This window comes from Nodosilinea sp. FACHB-131 (assembly GCF_014695395.1).
In the GTDB taxonomy this organism is placed as follows: Bacteria; Cyanobacteriota; Cyanobacteriia; order Phormidesmidales; family Phormidesmidaceae; genus Nodosilinea.
The window spans coordinates 149,886-170,412 of the sequence record NZ_JACJOF010000033.1; the positions used below are offsets into that span (position 1 = coordinate 149,886).

The following is a 20,527-nucleotide window of genomic DNA, read 5'->3' on the forward strand; positions in this document are numbered from 1 at the left end:
ATCTCTGGTAGGAAAGCACCCTATCCCGCTAGCAGGGTAGAGGGCGAAGACGATGGCCATCGCGTAAACTCATAGATATAAGATATTGACTTCAAATAAAGCGCTTCGTTGCGATCGCCCCTTGGCACCGCCAGCCTAGAGTTGGGGCAGGTTAAGCAGCCGCAAGGGTCAGCGATTCTAGCGTTATAAAACCGAATAACTTGGCCACCTCCCTCACGTGACAGCTGAGGGCTAGCCCTGTACCCCAGCATGACCTGGCTTCGACAACTGCATACGCTAGACATCGCTGATCTGCAGGCCGTCGGGCAGAAAGCATATTATCTGGGCTTGCTCAAACAGCAGGGGCTGCCTGTGGCTCAGGGTTGCGTATTGACGGCAGCGGCCTGGCACCACGGTCTAGAGCAGATGGCCTGGCCCAGTGACGACGGTGATCGGCTGGCTCCAGCGTGTCAAAGCGGGTTTAGGACCTTACAGCAGAGCAGCCAGCAATGGCAAAAAGCCCTGCAAGACATTCCTCCGATCGCGGCGATCGCAGGCAGTGGATTAGATTGTCCAGAACCCGATGGCTTTATCCCCGCCGCTTGGATGCTGCGCGCATCGCTCTGGGTAGACCCGCTGGGTTTAGACCAAACAGATACTCCTAGATTGCTCAGCCCAGGCCTGTTGCCGGCCCAAATTGAAGCTGACCAGGCAAATCTAGTCGGGGCGCTGCCACAGTTTTGGAGCCAGGCGCTGACGGCTCGCTGTCTGCCAGTCTGGGATCTCCACTGCCAGCGACTGCGCGATCTCAGCCTGGCCACGCTGATTATGCCGGTGTATCCAGCCCTGGTGTCAGGCACACTCATTCTCAGCCAGGAGCAAATTGCTGTAACTGCGGTAGCGGGGCTAGGCAAGGCCCTTACCCAGGGAGAAGCCATCCCAGCCTGCTGCTGGGCAAGCTCCGGCAAAGTTGCTGAGGCTACCTGGCTGCCAGGATTTCAGGAGCGCATTTACCAGCTCAGACCCGCCTCTAAATATCGCCCCCGCCCGTTGGCCAGTGCCCAACCTATTCAGGTGATCGATCGCGATCGCCCCGAGCTGATTGCTCCCCTCACCCAAGACCAGCTCGCCCGTCTAGTGCAGGTGGCAGAACGGGCTCAATCGGCCTTGGGTGGAGCGGGGGTGCGCCTAGAATGGCTGCTGCATCCCAGTGCTAACCCCGACCAGCCTACCTTGATCATCACCGAAGCCGGCCCTTGGCCCGCCCCGTCAGTGACGGCCCCCGCCCCAGAGCGACCAGCCCCAACCCGGGCTCGGTCTCAGCCCCCGCTACTGCCCTTGGCCAGCACGGTTGTGCGCGGCATTGGGGCTGCAGCGGGGTGCATTCAAGGGGTCGCCGTAGTCGCCCAACGCCCCCAAGACTTGCCGAAACCACTGCCTGAGGGCTGCATCGTGGTGCTGCCCGACCTGCAGCCCGATGTCTTCTTTCAGCTGCCGTCGGTGGCGGGCATTGTCACCGAGCGCGGCGGTGCCACTTGTCACGCCGCTATTTTGGCAAGAGAGGTAGGCATTCCGGCGGTGGTGGGTGCGCCCCAGGCCACCCAGCTGCTAGACAACGGCATGGTGCTCTGGCTCGACGGCGATCGCGGCGTAGTCTACGGCCTCACCGATGAGGCAGCGGCTTCGTTTCGCCCCCCTGTGGCCCCAGTCCCCGAACCGCTACCCACCAATCAACCGGGCCGCTACCACCGACTGCGCACCCAGGTCATGGTCAACCTCAGCCAGCGCCAGGGCTTAGCCAACCTTTCTCTCAACCATGTAGCGGGGATTGGCTTACTGCGATCGGAATGGCTACTGCTGGAGGTGCTAGAGGGTCGCCACCCGTGGGACTGGGCCAACCAGGGCCAGGAAGCAGAGCTGCAAAATCGCCTGGTGGAGCAGCTAGAGCCGATTTTGCAAACCCTGGGGCCTAGACCCCTGCGCTATCGCAGCCTCGATCTGCGATCGCACGAATGGCAGGCCCTTCGAGGCAGCCCTCCGGTAGAACCCAATCCCATGCTGGGGCTACGCGGCACCCTGAGCTACGACATTGATGACCGCCTGTTTCAGGTCGAGCTGGGGGCATTAGCCGCGCTGCAGCGGGCCGGCTATGACAACCTACAGCTAATTTTGCCCTTTGTCCGCAGCGTTGAAGAAGCCATTGCCTGCCGCCAGCGGGTTGAGCGGGCCGGCCTCACCGACGTTACGGGCTTTGCCCTGTGGATTATGGCCGAGGTTCCCTCGGTGTTGTTTTTGCTGCCCGCCTACGCCCAGGCCGGTATTCAAGGCATTGCCATTGGCTCTAACGACCTTACCCAACTGCTGCTGGCCATCGATCGCGACCAGCCCACCATGGCTTCTGCCTACGACGAGCGCCACCCGGTCGTGCGCCTAGCCATGGCCCACCTAGTGCAGGAGGCCCGCCGCAACGGCTTGCTCTGCTCGATCTGCGGCCAGGCTCCGGTCCGCCACCCCGAACTGATCGCCGATCTAGTCGGCTGGGGAATTGACTCTATTTCGGTAGAAGCTGCGGCCCTGCCGTTTACGTTAGAGGCGATTTGGCAGGCGGAGAACAGTGTAGGGAGTGAAGGGTGAGAGTTGGTTCTAGCGGAGTCGTTGGTGTGGCCTTCCTGACAACCCCCAGGGACAGGGAGCCTGCCGATAGGGTTGGGGGGATTGGCCCGATAACCGGGCGAGGATGATCGATAATAACAACGTTGTGCAGACCGTTACCCCCTATGTCTCTTCCTTCTAACCTCGCCACCCTAGACGGTGCCCCTTTAGCTCCCGAAGTGCTAGCTGACAAGGTGATTCTCTTTGTGAACGTGGCCAGTAAGTGCGGCCTGACGCCCCAGTACAGCGGCCTGGTAGAGCTGGATAAGGCCTACGGCGATCGCGGCCTCGTGATCGTAGGCGTACCCTGCAACCAGTTTGGCAAGCAAGAGCCCGGCACCCCTGAGGAAATCAAAGACTTCGCCAAAACCAAGTACGACGTCGACTTTACCCTGCTCGAAAAGCAGGATGTTAACGGCCCCGATCGCAGCCCCCTCTACCAGTTTCTTGTTGGCGACGGCCCCGACATCGGCTGGAACTTTGGCAAGTTTTTGGTCGGTCGCGACGGCCAGGTGATCGAGCGCTTTGAGCCCCAAACGCCTCCCAACGACCCGGCTCTCAAAGCTGCGATCGAGCAGGCGTTGGGCTAGAGTGCGATCGCATTCAAACGAGCGTTCCTAGGCCGAGACAATTCAGCGCGGGTTTACAGGTTGAACCGTTTGAGCGGTTCAACCTGTGAATCTCAACGGCAAAGTCAGGGCTTTGCGATCGGCTCAAGCCTTCGCCGAGGCCAGAGTCACGACGACAGTACGTCCCGCAGCAGGTCTTGGTGCATGAGGGCGCGATCCACCCGCGAACTGATTTGTTCGGGCGACAGCGGGTCGCCGTTGGCATAGACCTCTAGCCAGGTTTGGGTCATTTGCTCGGGACTGTCCGGCCAGCGATGGCTCACCGCCTGGGGGTTAAGGTCAAACCCTGGCAGATCGAGGTCAGCCATCAGGTTACTAACCTTGGGGTCGTAGCTCAACCCAAAGCAGCGGCAGCCCTCCGCCGCTGCCATAATTAGCGCGTGCAGCCGCATGCCCAATGTCATCTCGACACCGCGAAACAGCCCCTTGAGCTGGTGCGGGTTATCTAAAGCATAGATGTGGCTAGGGCCAGGCAGCCGTGGCTGAATATATTCGGCAATGGGCAAGTCTTTGATCGGTTGAAAGGGCACTAGCAGCAGGCAGGTCTGGGTCGCCTTTTGAAACGAGGCCAGAGCCTGGGTGAACTGGTCTAGGCGACCTTCGGTCAACCAGGGATGGGGTCGCAGGGCAACGGCCACCCGAGGGGCCGGCAGATCCCAGAGTCTGTCTACTGGTGTAGCCTCCAAAGCCCACACCGGGTCTGGGGCCTGCATGCCTGGCACCTGCCAGCGAGCCAGCCAAGCCGCCGACCCGTTGTCTCTGACGCTGACGGCGTTGCAGTGGCTCAGGGCGTAGCGGCCCAGCCCCTGACTGAGAGGGTGGCTAAGGGGGCCAATGCCCTGTCCCCAGGCGATGGTTTTGAGCCCTAACCACTGAGCTAGCACCATCAGCCCGCCATAGTAAACAGGGTTTTGCAGACTGGTGGCATCTTGTAGCAGACTGCCGCCGCCCCAAATCAGCACCTCAGCCCCCCGCAGCGCGCGAATGACTGGCCCTAGGGCCTTGCGGGGCACGGTTTCTACGCCGTAGCGCTGAGCGGTTTCGATAGGGTTGCCCGACAGCACCACGGGCGTCACCCCCGCAGGCAACATTTGCAGCAGGGTAGCTAGCAGGGCTTCGTCGCCGCCGTTGCCCATGCCATAGTAGCCACACAAAACCGCTCGCATGCTCACCTGCCCCTAGCTAACCCGTAGGTCAAACCGCTATACGCCATACACTGACCTCTCTACAATAGAGGCTGTTGTTACGCCCTGAACCCCATGCACGCTCTCTCGCTGCCCACCTGGATGATCCATATTTCAAGTGTGCTGGAGTGGATGGCGGCGATGTGGTTTATTTGGCAGTTTGCCACTGTGACTCAGCGGCTAGTGTGGCGCTGGTTGGCGATCGGTATGCTTCCCGCCCTAGTGAGCGCCATGGCCGCTTGCACCTGGCACCTATTCGACAATGCCCCTGGGCTAGCCTGGCTCGTCACCCTACAGGCCGCGATGACCGTGATCGGCAACTGCACCCTCTGTCTCGCCGCCTGGTGGATCTGGCGACAAAGCAGTATCTCGACCGCCAGCCCTAAGTGAACCCAAAATTAACACCTGGGAACGCTAAACGTGGCAAGCTCTAGCGGTCTAGGGTTCAGGGTTTAAGGTATACGGTTTAAGGACTGCTGTGAACCTTAGACCCCCACTAACTTCGGCTTAGCAAACTACTAGCGAATTTTAAAACTGCGGGCTCGAATAAAAGATTGCCTGCCTAAATTCTCCTCCTTCCACTCTCCTACCTATCCACTCCTCCACTCTCCTACCTATCCACTCCCCCACTCTCCTACCCATCCACCCCCTACCCATCCACTCCCCACTCCCCCATGCTCGACAAAAACACTCTCTTCGCCATGTCCCTCTTCCCCTACCTAGGGTTTCTCTGGTTTATGACCCGCACCCAGGAGACGCCACGGCTGGCCCTAACTGGCTTCTACGCGCTGCTGGTATTTGTGGCGGTCACTATTCCGGCAGGTATCTATGCCAAGGTGGGACTTGGGGAAGAGCTGGCGAACGTGGACTGGCTCCACGGCAGCGCAGAGGCGTTTTTAACGCTGTCAAACATTCTTGTGGTGCTCGGGTTTCGCCAAGCGGTTGTGCAGCATCGGGCGGGGACGCAGGCGGAGGGCGATTAGATGAGGGGATGAGGATAGGCCTCATTCTCCTATCGCCTCACCTTACTCACCCCCTTATCTGCCTTATCCCAACCCGATCAGCTCCTCCGCGGTGCTGGGGTGAATTGGCAGGGTGATATCAAAATCGGCTTTGGTGGCACCCATGGTCACGGCGATCGCAACCCCCTGCATGAGCTCTGCGGCGTGGTTGCACACCATATGCGCCCCTAGCACTCGGTCGGTAGATTTTTGCACCACTAGCTTAATCAAGCCCTGGGTCTCTCGGTCAGAGGGCCGGTAGTACAGAGGCTGAAAGCGGGAGCAGTAGGTTTGAATGTCGTCTTTGCCAAACTTTTTGGCGGCTTCTGCTTCGGTAAAGCCAACGGTACCCATCTCAGGCGTGGTAAACACAGCGGTAGGAATGGTGTCGTAGTCGAGGGTGACGGCTTGGTGACCAAATTCGGCGTCAGCGAATAGGCGCCCCTCCCTGATTGCTACAGGGGTGAGGCTGACGCGATCGATGATGTCTCCAATCGCGAAGATGTGGGGGACGGAGGTGCGATAGTGGGCGTCGACGGCGATCGCCCCCTGATTGAGGGTGACACCGGTATTCTCTAGCCCTAGGCCCTTCACGTTGGGGGTGCGTCCGGTGGCCGCCAAACTCACCGCATCGCTAAGCACGGTCTTTTGCCCCTGCTCGGTGGTTACGGTCAGGGTTAAGCCTGACTCGCCGGGGGCGATCGCAATCTGATCGCTGTTGGTCACCATGGTGATGCCCTGCCGCTGCATCGCCCCGTGAATTTCACGGCGCAGGTCATCATCAAAGCCGCTCAGTATTTTGTCGCCCTGAATGATCTGGGTAACTTCGGTGCCCAACCCATTGAGAATGCTGGCAAATTCGCAGCCGATATAGCCACCGCCAATAATGACCATGCGCTTTGGCTGCTGAGGCAGATGAAAAATATCGTCGGAGGTAATGGCGTGCTCAATACCGTCAATATTGTTGGGCCGGGTGGGCTGACCACCAGCGGCAATCAAAATTTTCGCGGCGGTGACGGTGGTTTCGCCCAGGGCCAGGGTGTGTTCGTCAACGAACTGCGCCTGGTAGCGAAAAATCTCTACGCCTGATTTGTCGAGCAGGTCTTGATAGACACCCCTGAGGCGATCCACTTCCTGATTGACGGCGGCGATTAGGGTAGGCCAATCAAACTGTCGCTCGCCAACGGTCCAGCCATAGCTGGTGGCCACCTCAGACTGTTCTGTGAACTGAGCGGCATACACCATCAGCTTTTTGGGTAAGCAACCGCGATTGACGCAGGTGCCGCCCAGCTGCCTTGCCTCCACTAAGCCGACCTGAGCACCGTGGCTGGCAGCCCGCCGCGCCGCCGCGATGCCGCCAGAGCCCCCACCAATTACCAGTAAATCGAAGTCGTAGGTCACAGCCTTCCCCAGCGTAATATCGCTCTCTAGGATCGACCGCAATCTATCTTAAAAACATCCTCAGTTAGGCACAGTTTGAGGCGATCGCCGTCAGGAGCGCGATCGCGGCGGGCGAACCTCTCATCCTAGGCATGGAGTAAACGCCCTATTGAATAGACTCGTCAGCGGTGAAGGCCATTTGCCAGAAGGCCGCTTCGAGGTCAGCCACCTGCAAAAAGGCGGCTTCAGCCTGGGCCTGAACCGCTGGGCTAGCCGTAGCTAGAACGGCATCAGCCTGGGCAGCCAGCAGATGCACGTAGTCGGTAAAGCCGGGGTTGCCCCAGCGATCGGCGAACTCGGTATAGGGCGCGGGCATGGGGCCAGGCAGCTGCCAGCCCTGATTGTAGGCATACTCAATGGCCCACAAAGCGGTAGCCTGCACCGCGTAGGGCTGCGGGGCCAGGCCGGCCATAAACTCACAGTAGCGCTGGCAGGTGGGCTGGGGTGAGGTAGACAGGTTGAGCGATCGCTCGGCGGCCTTGGCCTCAAACCACAGCAGCTCGTCTTTAAGGGCACCGAGCCCCGCCAGCAGCCCATCGATATGGTCATCGGGGGCCGCCCCCAGCACCCGCCCCACCATGCGGGTAAAGTCTTTGACAAATAAAAAATCCTGCACCAGCCAGGTGTTGAACTGAGCGGGGTGCAGAGTGCCGCTCTGGCAGCCGGTTAGAAACGGGTGGGTAGTGGCGCTGTGCCAGGCGGTGGGGTGGGCTTGCAAGAGAGATTGACAGGTCAGAGGCATGAAAGTTTTCTTAGGAATGAGGGGGATTGGGGAGTAGGTATAGGGGCTCGGGTTTCAACTCGGCTTAACACCTTGTACCGCACACCCTACACCCTACACCTGCCCCTGGCACCCCACCTCCCATCTCTCAGTTCGGTACGATCTCGGTCACGACGCGGCCCCCGTCAACCACCACGGTCTGGTTGTCGAGGCGCCCCACGGCGCGCGCCCCGTTGAGGTTGACGTTGGGGTTGGCCTGGCGATAGTTGACGCCACCCTCAGCAACCAGAGTTTGGGTGTCTACGTTCCAGTTGAGGCGATCGCTGGTCATGCGGGCCTGGTTAGCTTCACCCACGGCCACCACATCCTGGGAGAGAAAAATTTGCTGCGCCGCCAAATCCATGCGGCCCTGGCGGGCGGTAACTCTAATTTTGTTTTCGGGATGGATTAGGGTGAGGGGCTGGTTGACGGTCACCTGCTCTTCGGCCACCTGCCAATCCAGAGCTTCGCTGGCCATGTTGAGCGGAATATCTAGCATCTGCATGGCCACCTGCCCGCGCAGGTTCACCAGCTGCGTAGCCAGGTTTACCGTGCCGCGCTGGCCCACTACCACATCGGTAATCGCGTTTTGCTTAAACTGCTCTACCCGCAGGGGCTGGGCACTGTCGATGCGTTCTTCCTCCCAAAACCAGGCGAGCTCCTGGGCCTGAAGCTTCAGCCAGGGCTCGGTTTTAGAATCGGCCACCGTACTGGCCACCACATTGCCGGCTAACTCCATGCGGTTTTCGCGGTTAAATACCCGCGCCTCGTCGGCCACAGCCCGCAGCTGCGGGTGGGTACCGGTAATTTGGTCGCGCATGACCAGCACGTCATCCTGGGGACGCCATTCCATTTCGTTGCCCCGCAGCACGGAGCCATTCTTGACCCCAGTGGCCACAATGTTGCCGCGCAGCAAAATTACGCTGCCGTTTTCGCGCACCTCACCGGTGTCGGCCACCACTTGGTAGATTACGTCGCCATCCTGAAACAGGTCACCGTCGGGACGGGTGATGAACGCCACCTGCTGATCGGGGCTGTAGGTCACCTCCTTACCCTTAACCCGCCAGAGCAGTTGCCCCTGTTCATCAGGCTGCTCCAGGGTGACATCCCGCAGGGTCAGGCCCGGTGCCGGGTCTTCAGCGGCTGGGCCTTCAGCACTCGGCTTGGGGCCAAATCCGGGACCAATTAGGCTATACAACCCCACGGCTAGAGCTGCGATCGCAGCCCCACCAATCATCAACCGCCGCCATCGTGCCATGGTGCTGCGCCTGTAAACACTACTCGCTAATTGTCAGGCCGTCGTCTACCGCATCGTCGGCAGCCGCTAAATTAGATAGGGGGCGGTAGGTGTAGCTGTGACTTGCAGAGGTGCGGGGCATTTTTCTAATGTCGTCTTTGACCCCTTCGAGGTCGATGTAGCGATCGGCCACATTGATCAGGCTGTCGCTGGTCATCGATCGCAGACTCACCACCTCAACCCGTGCCCCCCGATAGCTAGCGGCATCGGCAGCATAGGCCAAGTCGCCATCGCCGCTGACCAGCACGGCGGTGTCGTAGTAATTGACCAAGGCCACCAAATCCACCGCTATTTCGACATCGAGATTGGCTTTTTTCGAGCCGTCGGGCAGCTGCACCAGGTCTTTGGCAATCACCCGATAGCCGTTGCGCCGCATCCACAGCAAAAAGCCCTGCTGCTTTTCGTTAGTGCGGTCCACCCCGGTATAGAAAAACGAGCGAAACAGCCGCGAGCCAGCCGTGAGCTTGCACAGCAGCTTGGTGTAGTCGATCTCGATGCCCAACTGCAGAGCGGCGTAGAACAGATTTGAACCATCAATAAAAATGGCTACCCGGCCCCGATTGTCGAGCACTTGCTCAGGGGTAAAGACGGCGTCTTCGCCCAATAAAGAGTGGTTGTTTAAGGAATGGCTGTGAGTATCTAACATGGGTTTTTATTAGGGTATTAAATCGAGCTAAAAACAAACATGAAACGAGCTGGAGCGGTTTTCGGCTAGGGGCTGCTTACGGGTTCAGGCAGCTCCAGGCGCTGAAATACGGGGGAGGCTTCTCCCAATAGCTGACCGGGGGGCAGTTGACCCCAGGCGGCATGGTCGGCATAGCTAATCTGCTGACCGATGGCTTTGTCGTCAAAATCTATGGCAAAGCCCAGCTGAGCATAAATTTGGTTGCTAATGCCGGGAATCACCGGCGACAGCAGATAGGCGGCCTGCCGCACCGACTCCAAGACGGCGTATAAAACGGCTTCGGTTTCGGCCTGCTTGCCCTGTTTGTAGAGACTCCAGGGAGCTTGCTCATCCAGGAACTTGTTGCTGGCCTGCACTAGCGCCAAAATCGCGGTGCAGGCCTGGCTAAAGGCCAGGTGAGTATAGGCCTCAAAGACGGTTTCAGGCAGCGCTGTGCCGATCGCCCGCAGGGAATGGTCAGCCGCAATGGTCTGGGGGTCAACCTCAGGCACATGGCCATTACAGTAGCGCCCGGCCATCTTCAGAGTGCGGTTGAGCAGATTGCCCAGATCGTTGGCTAGATCAGCATTCAGCACATTGATGAAGCGGGTTTCGTTAAAGTCGCCGTCCTTGCCAAACTCGATTTCGCGCAGAAAGTAGTAGCGCACCGCATCGGGGCCGTAGGTTTCTACCAGCGCCACCGGGTCTAGGGTGTTGCCCTGGCTCTTACCCATCTTTTGACCGTCTTTGGTCAAAAAGCCGTGGCTAAATACCCGCCCTGGCAGCGGTAGCCCCGCCGACATCAGCATGGCTGGCCAGGAGATAGCGTGAAACCGCAGAATATCCTTTCCGGTCAGATGGATATTAATGGGCCACCACTTGGCCACTGCCCGCTCCAGGCTCGGTGGTTCGCTGGGGTCTTGCAAAGCCGTTAGGTAGCCGAGCAATGCGTCAAACCAGACGTAGAGGGTTTGGTCAGGATCAGTCGGCACCGGAAAACCCCAGTCGAGGTTGATGCGCGAAATTGAGAAGTCTTGCAGCCCCTGTTTCACAAAGCCCAGCACCTCGTTGCGGCGGGCCTCGGGCTGAATAAAGTCGGGCTGACTAGCATAGAGGTGCTCTAGCTGATCTTGATATTTCGATAGTTTGAAAAAGTAGTTTGACTCATCGCGCCACTCTACCGGCTTGTTGGTGTGAATGGCGCAGTGCTGGTTGGGCAGCAGATCGCGCTCTTCTTTAAACTCTTCGCAGGACACACAGTACCAGCCCTGCTGCTGACCCTTATAGATGTCTCCCTGATCCCACAGGCGCTGAAAAAACTCGTTGACAATGGTGTTGTGACGAGGGGCAGTGGTGCGAATGAAGCGATCGCAGTCGATATTTAGCAGACCCCACAGCCGCTCAAACCCAGCTACAAACTCGTCGCAATGCTCCTGGGGGGAGACCCCGCGCTCTTCGGCGGTGCGCTGAATTTTTTGGCCGTGTTCATCGGTGCCGGTAATCATTAGCACCGGATGCCCCATCAGCCGATAGAATCGAGCCACTACGTCGGCGGCAATGGTGGTGTAGGCGCTGCCGATGTGGGGTAAGCCATTGACGTAATACAGCGGCGTAGTAATGGCAAAGGGCGGTTGGTCTACAGGGGTAAAAGTCATACAAAAACTGAAACATCAGCCCACTAAGAGGCCCATGAGATAACTGCAACAATCGGCACGCTAGCCTCTAGACAAAAGGCTGTAGACTAAACCCGACAAATACTAAGGATAGCAGCGCCAGGAAAAAGCTAAACCGAGGCCCCTTGCAAACCCAAAAGCCCAAGCTAGTATCCTAGACTGCTATGTTAAGGTTCCCTGAATAAGCCCCAGAAGTTTTAAGCATCTGGCTACCCCTCACCCTAAAAACTGCCAATCAATCGTCAAGCAGGCCCAGGCGATCGGGCGGCCAAAATCGCACTACTGCTTTGCCAATGATATTTTCTTGGGGCACAAAGCCCCAGGCGTGGCTATCGTAGCTGCTGTTGCGATTGTCGCCTAGCACCAGGTACGAAGCTTCGGGCACTTCTTCCGGGCCCCATTGGTAGTCGGGCGCAGCTTTGATGTAGGGTTCAGTCAGCACTTCGCCATTGCGAATCACCTCACCATCGCGCACCTCGACCACGTCGCCCGGCAAACCAATGATGCGCTTAATAAACGCGTCCCGGCGCTTCCCTGGAACCGTAAGGCTGTCAGGTGGCCAAAATACGACAACATCCCCATGTTCTGGAGGGTTGAGGTGATAGCTAATCTTTTCGATCACGAGGCGATCGTTAATTTGCAGCGTGGGCTCCATTGAGCCTGAGGGAATGTAGCGCGCCTCTGCCACAAAATGTCGGATACCCAGGGCCAAGAACACGCTCAACACGATGGTTTGCAGCCCTTCCACCCAGGGATTAGGCTGGGGTGCCTGCTGCTTTTGAGCCGGACCTGGCTTTAGGGAGGACTCGGGCGGCAGCGAAGATTTATTAGACTGATCGGTCACAGGTGTGTCCCCGAAGATACAGAGAAAAATTAGCCCCAGTAGCTTCTAGGGCAAAGTCGCCCCAAACGTACCCGCTAGGCCTGTTCTAGTGTAGTCGATCTACTTTGCAACCATCTGCTTCGGGTAGACGGTTGGTTACAGAGATAACAGACAGCGGATTTAGCTATTTTCAGAACTCTCCTCTATGGCGTAGCGGGAGCTAAATCCTCAGACCACAACCCCTTTTCTTCGAGCCAGGGACGGTTGTAGATGCGTGACTGGTAGCGGGAGCCGCCATCGCACAGCACAGTGACGATTTTGTGGCCGGGGCCAAGCTGCTGAGCTAGTTTTACCGCCGCCGCCACGTTGATGCCCACCGAGCCACCCATAAACAGCCCGTCGTTGTAGAGCAGTTGGTAGATGGTGCGCAGCGCCTCGGGGTCTTCGATTTGGATGGCGTCGTCGATGGGCGCCCCCTCCATGTTGGCGGTGATGCGGCTGTTGCCGATGCCCTCGGTAATGGAGCTGCCCTCGATGTGGACTTCGCCGGTCTTGACGTAGCTGTAGAGGCCACTGCCCATCGGGTCAGCTACCACGCAGCGAATGCTGGGGTTCTTCTCTTTGAGAAACATGGCTACGCCGGCGTAGGTGCCACCGGTACCCGTAGCTGACACCCAGCCGTCGACAGTGCCCTCGGTCTGCGCCCAGATCTCGGGGCCGGTGGTTTCGTAGTGAGCCAGGCGATTGGCCAAATTGTCGAACTGGTTGGCCCAGACGGCGTTGTCAAGCTCTGCCGCTAGGCGACCTGAGAGCTTCACATAGTTGTTGGGGTCGCGATAGGGCACAGCCGGTACGGTGCGAACCTCAGCGCCGAGGGTGCGCAGTAAGTCAATTTTTTCCTGCGACTGAGTATCGGGGATGACGATCAGGCAGCGGTAGCCTTTGGCATTGCAGATGTGGGCCATACCAATGCCAGTGTTACCAGCGGTACCCTCAACTACGGTGCCACCGGGCTTGAGCAGCCCCTTTCTCTCGGCGTCTTCAACAATGTAGAGCGCAGCTCGATCTTTGACCGAGCCACCGGGGTTGAGAAACTCTGCTTTGCCCAAAATGTCGCAGCCAGTGGCCTCACTGACGCTGTTGAGGCGAATGAGGGGAGTGTTGCCAACTGTGGCGACAAAACCTTGTTTGATATCCATGCCTTCCGTAACCGTTGACAACAGCCTGTTCGGGGCCAGGCGATCGCCCACCCTAGAGCCTGCCTAAGGCTATATCCCCAGCGCAGGTCGCCTCTTCATCCTACGGTGAAACGGCTGGCTTCACGGCTAGAATTGGGCAGTTTTTGGGGTTTTGTCGACAAGTTCAGCTTATAGGTAGAGTTTTCTGACCGGCAAAATTCCCGTGCTGGACTTCGCCTTTCTGAGCATAGATTTGGGTTATCGTTGCGATCGCTTACTCTATTATCTTTATCCCCTGTTCTGTGCCGCGATGAAAACCCTTGAGGCGCTAATTTTTGATGTCGATGGCACCCTGGCCGAAACCGAGCGCGACGGCCACCGCGTCGCCTTTAATCAAGCGTTTCAGGAGTTTGGTCTGCGCTGGCACTGGCCCGTGGGTCTCTACGGGCAGCTGCTGCGGGTAGCGGGGGGCAAAGAGCGGATTCGCCACTACGTTCAGCGCTATCAGCCTAAGTTTGAAACTGAGAATATCGACGAACTGGTGGTGGCCCTACACCAAGCCAAGGCTAAGCACTTTCAGGCGCTGGTCGAGAGCCACGTGATTCCGCTGCGGCCAGGGGTGCGGCGATTGATTGAGGCGGCACAGCGGGAGGGAGTGCGGCTGGCGATCGCCACCACCAGCGCCAAAGACAGCGTCATGCCTTTGCTCGAACACCTGTTGGGGCCAGACTCACCCAGCTGGTTTGAGATGATCGCGGCCGGAGACATGGTGCCCGCCAAAAAACCCGCCCCCGACATCTACAATCTGGTGATCGACGCGATGCATCTCAACCCCGCCACCTGTTTGGTGATTGAAGACAGCCCACAGGGCTTAGAAGCAGCGACTGCCGCTAGGCTCCCCACTGTGGTTACCGTCAACGACTACACCCGAAACTATGCTCTGCCCGGCGCTCGCCTCGTTATCAGTCATCTGGGCGAACCCAGCCTCCCCTTTGAAGTCCTTTGGGGCAAGGCCAACAACGCCTACTATTTCTCTCTGGATCTGGCCCAGGCGCTGTTATCACCTCCAGCAGTCCAGGGGTAAGGATTTTGCAACCCACAATTCTTTAGCAAGTCTCCCCTAGGGCACACACCATGCGCCCCTGCCTTAGGTGTTTCAGCAATCTCCCTACCCATCCACCCATCTACCCATCTACTCCCCATGTCCCTCTCCCTAGCCCTCTGGCACGCCAACGATGACCTGGCCCAAGCCTGCCTCCACCACCCCTTCGTCCAGGGCATTGGCGATGGCAGTCTGCCCGTGGAAAAGTTTGCCTACTACGTGGGGCAAGACGCCTTTTTTCTCGAAGCCTTTGCCCGCGCCTACAGCATCGCCGCCGCCAAAGCGCCTACTTGGGAAACCTTTCAAGTATTTCACCAGCTGGCCGATGGGGTGCTGGCTGAGCTCAATCTGCACGGCGGCTACGCTCAGGAATGGGGCGTCGATCTGGCTACGGTAGCGCCCGGTGCCGCCACCCGTCGCTATACCGATTTTTTGCTCAGCACGGCCTGGGGGCAAGCGCCCGGAGCAACGGCGGTAGCGATGGCCCCCTGCATGCGGCTCTATGCCTTTTTGGGTCAATCCCTGGCGCAGCTCAACCCGTCGCCCCATCGCTACAGTCCCTGGATCGATACCTACAGCAGCGACCAGTTTGAACCTCTGGCCGCCCAGCTCGAAGCGCTGATTGATGATCAGACAGCAGATAACCCCAGCAATCAGTCCGCCTACCGCTACGCCATGGAGTGCGAACTTGCCTTTTTTGAAGCCGCTTGGCAGATGGGCAGCTTACAACCAAAAGAATGACTTTAAGGGTGGCTCAAGAGATAAACGTAGGTTAGGAAGGGTTTTAGCCTATTGATCAGCGGCTGATTAGCTGTTCAAAATTCTGCGGGCTCCAACTCGGCAACAGCTAGAAAGCAGCATCGTAGAGAATGGTTAGGTCGACTGTCTCCGCCAGTTGCCAGGTTTTTGTGTGCAAGCGATCGCTGTTTAAGTAATAGCTTTCAACGACTCTAACGTTCGCCACCGGGCAAGTTTCAGAAAGTTTAGACCTTCAAACCATCGCGGTAACGCTGCCACCAACAATTTGCCAACCGCTTTTGCCTCTGCGCCAAACTCTCATGTAGCGGTAATCACCTGCAAAGGCATTTCCTAAATACGTGCCGCTCAAGAAGATGTGAGCCGCTGCCAGAACAAAGTGTTCGCTCAAAACTCGTATCTCTAGCCCTTTGGGCACAAACTCGTGAAACTGAGTACCCCCAGTACGATGCAAGTCTAAATCCATCGCTTTGGTTGCCAGTTCACCAGTTGGCCCAGCGAAAAGCAGATCGTCAGCAATGAGCACATCTAATTCAACCTGAGTTCGGGATAAGGAAAGGAGGGGCTTTGTAAGCTGATATCAACCAAACGATTCAGCAGGCCCCCCTATGGACAGTCTAGAAGAGCTGTTTTGTCATATCGATGATTTCTGCCAGCAGTTCGAGCCGAAATGGCACCGCCTGTTACTGACTGAAGGGAGTCAACACCGTCAGCGCCAGCGGTCACTGAGTTTGAGCGAGATCATGACACTCTTGGTGTGCTTCCACCAGCAGCACTATCGAAACTTCAAAGCGTTTTACTGCAAGCATGTCTGCGCGCACTGGCGAGAGGCGTTTCCCGGACTGGTCAGCTACAACCGCTTTGTGGAATGGATTCCGTCTGCCCTGTTGCCTTTGTGTGTGTATCTCAAGCACTGCTTTGGTACCTGTACCGGCATCAGCTTCATCGATAGCAGCAGTCTCAAGGTGTGCCATAACCGTCGGATTCAACGTCACAAGGTGTTTCGAGGCCTGGCGGCGCGGGGCAAGACCTCGGTTGATTGGTTCTTTGGATTCAAGCTCCATCTAGTGGTCAATGACCAGGGTGAGTTGCTCGATATTCAGATCACACCGGGCAATACCGACGACCGCAAGCCTGTGGAAGACTTGCTCAAAGACCTCCATGGCAAGGTCTTTGCTGACCGGGGCTATGTCTCTAAAGCGCTAAGACAACAGCTGTTCGCAACCTATGGCATCGAGTTCTTCGCCAAACCTAGGCGCAACATGAAAAACCACTTGATGCGGCTCACCGATAAGTTACTGGCCCGCAAACGAGCTATTGTCGAAACCGTTATTGACCAGCTCAAGAACATCTCTCAGATTGAGCACTCCAGGCATCGTAGCCCCGTCAACTTCATGGTCAATGTCATCTGTGGGCTGATTGCCTACTGCCATCAGCCCAAAAAGCCTTCCCTCAATCTTGACTTCGCCCTTCCTCCATCGGCTTAACCCGAACTCAGGTTAATTCAGATACGTCGGAGGCTGACATTGCCGTGTAAAGTCGCGTTTCACACTCGCGAATTTGAGTTTCAATTTCTGAATTCATATTTCCTACTACAGTCCTGACTAAACTTAGCTACTCATTACCGAGCGCCCTATTAATATGCCGCCACCAATGGCTTCTGGGACTGTGATGATGCTATTCAGTGTAGCTGTGGCACCATTCACTAGTGGTGAAATCGCCTTGGCCAGGGATAATAGACGCGGAACCCTCTACTGGTTGACCCATGACTGCCGACATTCGTCTACTCGTGCTCGATATCGATGGCACCTTAGCTGGCGTGTCTAACGAGATTAGCGAGCCGGTGCTGGAGGCGGTACACGAGGTGCAGCAGCGAGGGATTGCGGTGGCGATCGCCACCGGCCGCATGTATCAATCGGCCCTGCGGTTCTACCAGGTGGTGGGCTCGACCCTGCCGCTGATGGCCTACCAGGGGGCGTTCATCAAAGACCCCAACACGCAGAAACTGCACCGCCACACGCCGCTGCCCCGACAGCTGGCCCTCGGAATTCTCGCTTACCTGGCCCCGATGGAGGCCAACAACGACCTGTCGATTCACCTCTACATCGATGACCAGCTCCACGTGCGGGCGATTATTGAAGACACCAAGGCCTATGCCGTGCGATCGGGCGTTAACCCAATCGCAGTAGGGGACTTAGCCGCTCTACTGGCAGGCAACGTCGCCATCGAAACCACCAAGCTGCTGACCCTGAGCGAAAACCTGGACCTACTGAGCAACATCCTCAGCGATCTGGGGCAGCGCTACCCCCTCGACGATGTATATCTGACGCGATCGGTGGAATATTTTGTCGAGGCCACCCATCCCAAAGCCAATAAGGGCGAGGCGGTGCGGTTTTTGGCCGAAGACCTGCTGGGCCTCAAGCCCGACCAGGTGATGACCGTGGGCGACAACTACAACGACCTCGAAATGCTGCGCTACGCGGGCATTGGCGTGGCTATGGGCGACGCCCCAGAGCCGGTCAAGCAGGGGGCTGACTGGGTGGCACCGGGGGTTGAGGCGGATGGGGTGGCGGCGGCGCTGCGGGAGTTTCTGCTGTAGACTCCTTGGCCAGGCTATCGTACAGCTCCGAGAGGGTGCCAACGCGGTAGCCCTGGCGATCGATCAGCGCCAGCAGGGTGGGCAGGGCGTGGGCGGTCTGAACGCAGCGCTCCATCGAGCCGCCGTGCATAACAAAAATTGCTCCCGGAAAAATAAACTGCGCCAGGTACCAGGTGTTGAGGTTGGGCGTACTCAGCCGCCGCATGGTGTCGAAGGGAACCATGGAGGCCAAAGCCACCAGCGACTCGTAACCTGGAGTGAGCCGGATATGCTCGACCATGGCCCGGTTGTAGAGGCCGCGCCCAGGACGATACCAGCGCAGGGGCTGCTGAATCAGGTCGGTAATGCGATCGTGGGCCTCTTGAAAGTGGCGAGCAAACTGGGCCGGCTGCAAGATGGCCGGGGTGGTGTCGGTGGTGCCGTGGTTAGCGATTTCGTGGCCGCTGGCGAGAATGTCTTGCAGGATGGTGCTGCCGGGGTTGAGGTGGTCGGTAATCACAAAAAACGTGGCATGTACCGGCTGCTCAGCGGTGCGGTTGTAGTTATTTAACGCGTTGAGAATCAGCCGGGTGGAGGCATCATCGCGATCGCCCGGCGTCGGCACGTCATCGATGGTCAGCGCCACCAGGGGAGCCTTGGTCGGCGCATAGAACAGCGCATCCGGAAACATCCGGGCGACCTGGGTCAGCAGTTGGTGATGGGGAGGAGCCATAGCGTTAGCGGCTGGTGGGATCTAGACTATCGCGGAGGCGATCGCCCAACGTGTTAATGCAGAGTACTGTGAGAAAAATTGCCACACCGGGGGCCAGCACCAGGTAAGGAGCGCTTTCGATGTAGTTTTGGGCATCGTAAAGCATGCGACCCCAGGTAGGCACATCGGGCGGAAATCCAACTCCGAGAAAGCTCAGGGTAGACTCCGCCAAGAGGGCATTGCCCACCCCAATCGTCGCCGCCACAATCACCGGGCCGAGAATATTGGGTAGCAGGTGAGTTTTGACAATGCCCCAGGGTCGCGCCCCTAGAGCTACTGCCGCCTGCACAAAGGTGCGCTGCTTGAGACTTAAGAACCCGGCCCGCACCAGCCGCGCCACCGACATCCAGCTCAGCCCGCCAATCAGCAGCACAATCAGCAGAAAAATGCCCCGCTCTGGCCCCAGGGCGCGGCGCACCGGGTCGCCCAGTAAATACACCACCAGCAGCACTAGCGGCAGCTGCGGCAGCGCTAAAAACAGGTCGGTAACGCGCATTAAAACAACATCCACCCAGCCGCCGCAGAACCCGGCCAAAGCACCGATAGCTACCCCCAGACTAATGCCCACTAGGGTAGCTGCCAGCCCCACCGCCAGAGAAATGCGGCCGCCAATCAACAGTCGGGCCAGCTGGTCTTGGCCCAGATCGTTGGTGCCCAGGGGCTGTCCTATACCGGGCGGCAAAAAGGCGCGGCCAAAGTCAATGGTGCTGGGAGAGCCGGAGTAGAGGAGAGGGCCAAGGGCGATCGCCAGCATCAATATTCCCAGCACTACTAGGGCAAGCTGGGCAGTGCGATCGCCCCATAGCCGTTCCCAAACCCGATTTTTGCTCCCCGCTGGCGCGACTTGCCCAAGCGCAAGGTCGGTATTAATGGCCATAGCGCACCCGAGGGTCAATAATGCCATAGAGCAAGTCAGCCACCAGGTTAAACGCCACCACCAGCACCGCGTAGATAAACGCAATCCCCATCACCACCGGCGTATCGCTGCGGTAGATCGACTCGATCAGCAGCGCCCCAATTCCCGGCACCCGAAACACCTGCTCTGTCACCAGCGCCCCCGTAAAAATCGTCGGAATATCCAGCGCCACTAGCGTCACCACCGGAATCAGCGCGTTGCGCAGCATGTGCAACGTGACGATACGCCAGCGGCCCAGGCCCTTCGCCCGCGCCGTTTTCACATAGTTCTGCGGAATTTCTTCAAGCATGGCGGCCCGCACAAACCGCAGCAGCACCGCCGTTTGAAACAGCACCAAAGTTGCGATCGGCATGATCGACTGCTTCAGCCACCGTCCTAGGGTCGCGGCATCGCTCACCACCAGCTGATTGTCGTAGATAAAGGGCAGCCAGCCCAGCCGCACGCTCAGCACAATGATCAGCACCAGCCCCGAAAAAAACGGCGGCGTCGAAAACCCCATAAATGCCAGCGTCGTAATCGCCCGGTCAATCCAGGAATTGTGCCGCAACGCCGCCACCATCCCTAGGGGCAGCGCCAGGGCCACGCTCAGCAGGTAGGCCACCCCAATCACCCACAGAGTGACCGGCAACCGCTGGGCGATTAACTCCGCCACCGGCAGGCGACTAGTAAACGAGTAGCCCAAATTACCGCTAAACAGCGCCACTGTCCATTTCAAATAGCGAATGGGTATGGGTTGGTCAAGGCCAAGCGATCGCATAATATTCTCCCGCACCTCCGGCGTGATCGCCGGATTTGTCGCCAGATCTCCCAGGGGATTACTGGGCGCCATCGCCAGAATGAAAAAGATCACCGCGCTAATGGCCAGCAGCGTGGGAATAGCGATCAGCAGGCGTTTGAGCAGGTAGCCGAGCATTGGCGGGTGGATGGGTGGGAGGGTGGATGGGTAGGCGGGTGGATGGGTAGGCGGGTGGATGGGTGGGAGGGTTAATGGGTAAAGGGATAGGGGATTGGAACGGGAATTATGGCCTCTTCACCTTTCCATCGCTCACCTCACTGCTCATCTACACCCCTGCACCCCCCACGCATCCACCCATCTACCCTCCCACTCTCCCACCCATCCACT

Annotated in this window: 20 protein-coding genes; 8 read left to right on the plus strand and 12 right to left on the minus strand. The window is 58.2% G+C overall.

Going from position 1 to position 20,527, the window contains the following annotated elements:
• Positions 1–249 precede the first annotated feature (249 nt).
• Both H6F75_RS22720 and H6F75_RS22725 read left to right on the plus strand, forming a co-directional pair.
• On the plus strand, positions 250–2,613 hold the full coding sequence (locus H6F75_RS22720) for a putative PEP-binding protein (RefSeq protein ID WP_190754773.1): 2,364 nt from the start codon (positions 250–252) through the stop codon (positions 2,611–2,613).
• A 143-nt stretch (positions 2,614–2,756) separates the two neighbouring features.
• The gene (locus H6F75_RS22725) at positions 2,757–3,221 is read left to right on the plus strand and encodes a glutathione peroxidase (RefSeq protein WP_190754775.1); all 465 of its coding nucleotides are present in this window, start codon (positions 2,757–2,759) and stop codon (positions 3,219–3,221) included.
• Positions 3,222–3,367: 146 nt separating this feature from the next.
• On the opposite strand, the gene csaB is transcribed toward H6F75_RS22725, so the two are convergent.
• Positions 3,368–4,426 carry a polysaccharide pyruvyl transferase CsaB gene (gene csaB, locus H6F75_RS22730; RefSeq protein WP_190754777.1) on the minus strand — a complete coding sequence of 353 codons (1,059 nt, stop codon included), beginning with the start codon at positions 4,424–4,426 and terminating at the stop codon, positions 3,368–3,370.
• Between the two features lie 93 nt (positions 4,427–4,519).
• On the opposite strand from csaB, the gene H6F75_RS22735 reads away from it, so the two are divergent.
• Positions 4,520–4,834: a DUF2499 domain-containing protein gene (locus H6F75_RS22735; protein ID WP_190754778.1), complete on the plus strand. Its 315-nt coding sequence runs from the start codon at positions 4,520–4,522 to the stop codon at positions 4,832–4,834.
• A 284-nt stretch (positions 4,835–5,118) separates the two neighbouring features.
• A complete protein-coding gene (locus tag H6F75_RS22740) occupies positions 5,119–5,427 on the plus strand; it encodes a DUF3593 domain-containing protein (RefSeq protein WP_190754779.1) in 309 nt (102 codons plus the stop codon).
• 63 nt (positions 5,428–5,490) lie between these two features.
• Here H6F75_RS22740 and gorA read toward each other — a convergent pair whose 3' ends face one another.
• The 7 genes from gorA to H6F75_RS22775 all read right to left on the minus strand — a co-directional run bounded on the left by gorA (position 5,491) and on the right by H6F75_RS22775 (position 13,301).
• Entirely contained in the window at positions 5,491–6,846 is a 1,356-nt protein-coding gene (gene gorA / locus H6F75_RS22745; protein ID WP_190754781.1) for a glutathione-disulfide reductase, read from the minus strand.
• 145 nt (positions 6,847–6,991) lie between these two features.
• On the minus strand, positions 6,992–7,627 hold the full coding sequence (locus H6F75_RS22750; protein ID WP_190754783.1) for a TenA family transcriptional regulator: 636 nt from the start codon (positions 7,625–7,627) through the stop codon (positions 6,992–6,994).
• A 127-nt stretch (positions 7,628–7,754) separates the two neighbouring features.
• The gene (gene lptC / locus H6F75_RS22755) at positions 7,755–8,903 is read right to left on the minus strand and encodes an LPS export ABC transporter periplasmic protein LptC (RefSeq protein WP_242020293.1); all 1,149 of its coding nucleotides are present in this window, start codon (positions 8,901–8,903) and stop codon (positions 7,755–7,757) included.
• Between the two features lie 19 nt (positions 8,904–8,922).
• Complete coding sequence (locus tag H6F75_RS22760; protein ID WP_190754785.1) at positions 8,923–9,588, minus strand: NYN domain-containing protein; 666 nt, start codon at positions 9,586–9,588, stop codon at positions 8,923–8,925.
• A 65-nt stretch (positions 9,589–9,653) separates the two neighbouring features.
• On the minus strand, positions 9,654–11,261 hold the full coding sequence (metG, locus tag H6F75_RS22765) for a methionine--tRNA ligase (protein WP_190754787.1): 1,608 nt from the start codon (positions 11,259–11,261) through the stop codon (positions 9,654–9,656).
• 253 nt (positions 11,262–11,514) lie between these two features.
• Positions 11,515–12,096: a signal peptidase I gene (gene lepB / locus H6F75_RS22770; protein ID WP_199304086.1), complete on the minus strand. Its 582-nt coding sequence runs from the start codon at positions 12,094–12,096 to the stop codon at positions 11,515–11,517.
• 209 nt (positions 12,097–12,305) lie between these two features.
• Positions 12,306–13,301, minus strand: coding sequence for a cysteine synthase A (locus H6F75_RS22775; RefSeq protein ID WP_190754791.1), 996 nt, complete (start codon positions 13,299–13,301; stop codon positions 12,306–12,308).
• 289 nt (positions 13,302–13,590) lie between these two features.
• Between H6F75_RS22775 and H6F75_RS22780 the strand changes: the two genes are divergently transcribed.
• Together H6F75_RS22780 and H6F75_RS22785 are read left to right on the plus strand one after the other, a co-directional pair.
• Positions 13,591–14,364 (plus strand): HAD-IA family hydrolase, encoded by a 774-nt coding sequence (locus H6F75_RS22780; RefSeq protein ID WP_190754793.1) that lies wholly within the window; start codon positions 13,591–13,593, stop codon positions 14,362–14,364.
• 117 nt (positions 14,365–14,481) lie between these two features.
• Positions 14,482–15,123, plus strand: a complete 642-nt coding sequence (locus tag H6F75_RS22785; RefSeq protein ID WP_190754795.1) for a TenA family protein — start codon at positions 14,482–14,484, stop codon at positions 15,121–15,123.
• Positions 15,124–15,373: 250 nt separating this feature from the next.
• Here H6F75_RS22785 and H6F75_RS22790 read toward each other — a convergent pair whose 3' ends face one another.
• The gene (locus H6F75_RS22790) at positions 15,374–15,664 is read right to left on the minus strand and encodes a DUF4440 domain-containing protein (protein WP_190754797.1); all 291 of its coding nucleotides are present in this window, start codon (positions 15,662–15,664) and stop codon (positions 15,374–15,376) included.
• 82 nt (positions 15,665–15,746) lie between these two features.
• On the opposite strand from H6F75_RS22790, the gene H6F75_RS22795 reads away from it, so the two are divergent.
• Together H6F75_RS22795 and H6F75_RS22800 are read left to right on the plus strand one after the other, a co-directional pair.
• The gene (locus H6F75_RS22795; protein ID WP_190754798.1) at positions 15,747–16,625 is read left to right on the plus strand and encodes an IS982 family transposase; all 879 of its coding nucleotides are present in this window, start codon (positions 15,747–15,749) and stop codon (positions 16,623–16,625) included.
• A 278-nt stretch (positions 16,626–16,903) separates the two neighbouring features.
• A complete protein-coding gene (locus H6F75_RS22800; RefSeq protein ID WP_190754800.1) occupies positions 16,904–17,737 on the plus strand; it encodes a Cof-type HAD-IIB family hydrolase in 834 nt (277 codons plus the stop codon).
• On the opposite strand, the gene H6F75_RS22805 is transcribed toward H6F75_RS22800, so the two are convergent.
• From H6F75_RS22805 to H6F75_RS22815, 3 genes are read right to left on the minus strand one after another with little or no spacing between them, the layout of a single operon-like run.
• Positions 17,658–18,449 (minus strand): polysaccharide deacetylase family protein, encoded by a 792-nt coding sequence (locus tag H6F75_RS22805; protein ID WP_190754802.1) that lies wholly within the window; start codon positions 18,447–18,449, stop codon positions 17,658–17,660. The two genes, H6F75_RS22800 and H6F75_RS22805, sit on opposite strands and share 80 nt — an antisense overlap.
• Positions 18,450–18,453: 4 nt before the next feature.
• Positions 18,454–19,365: an ABC transporter permease gene (locus H6F75_RS22810; protein WP_190754804.1), complete on the minus strand. Its 912-nt coding sequence runs from the start codon at positions 19,363–19,365 to the stop codon at positions 18,454–18,456.
• A complete protein-coding gene (locus tag H6F75_RS22815; RefSeq protein WP_190754806.1) occupies positions 19,355–20,317 on the minus strand; it encodes an ABC transporter permease in 963 nt (320 codons plus the stop codon). The genes H6F75_RS22810 and H6F75_RS22815 overlap by 11 nt, the downstream gene beginning before the upstream one ends.
• Positions 20,318–20,527 lie beyond the last annotated feature (210 nt).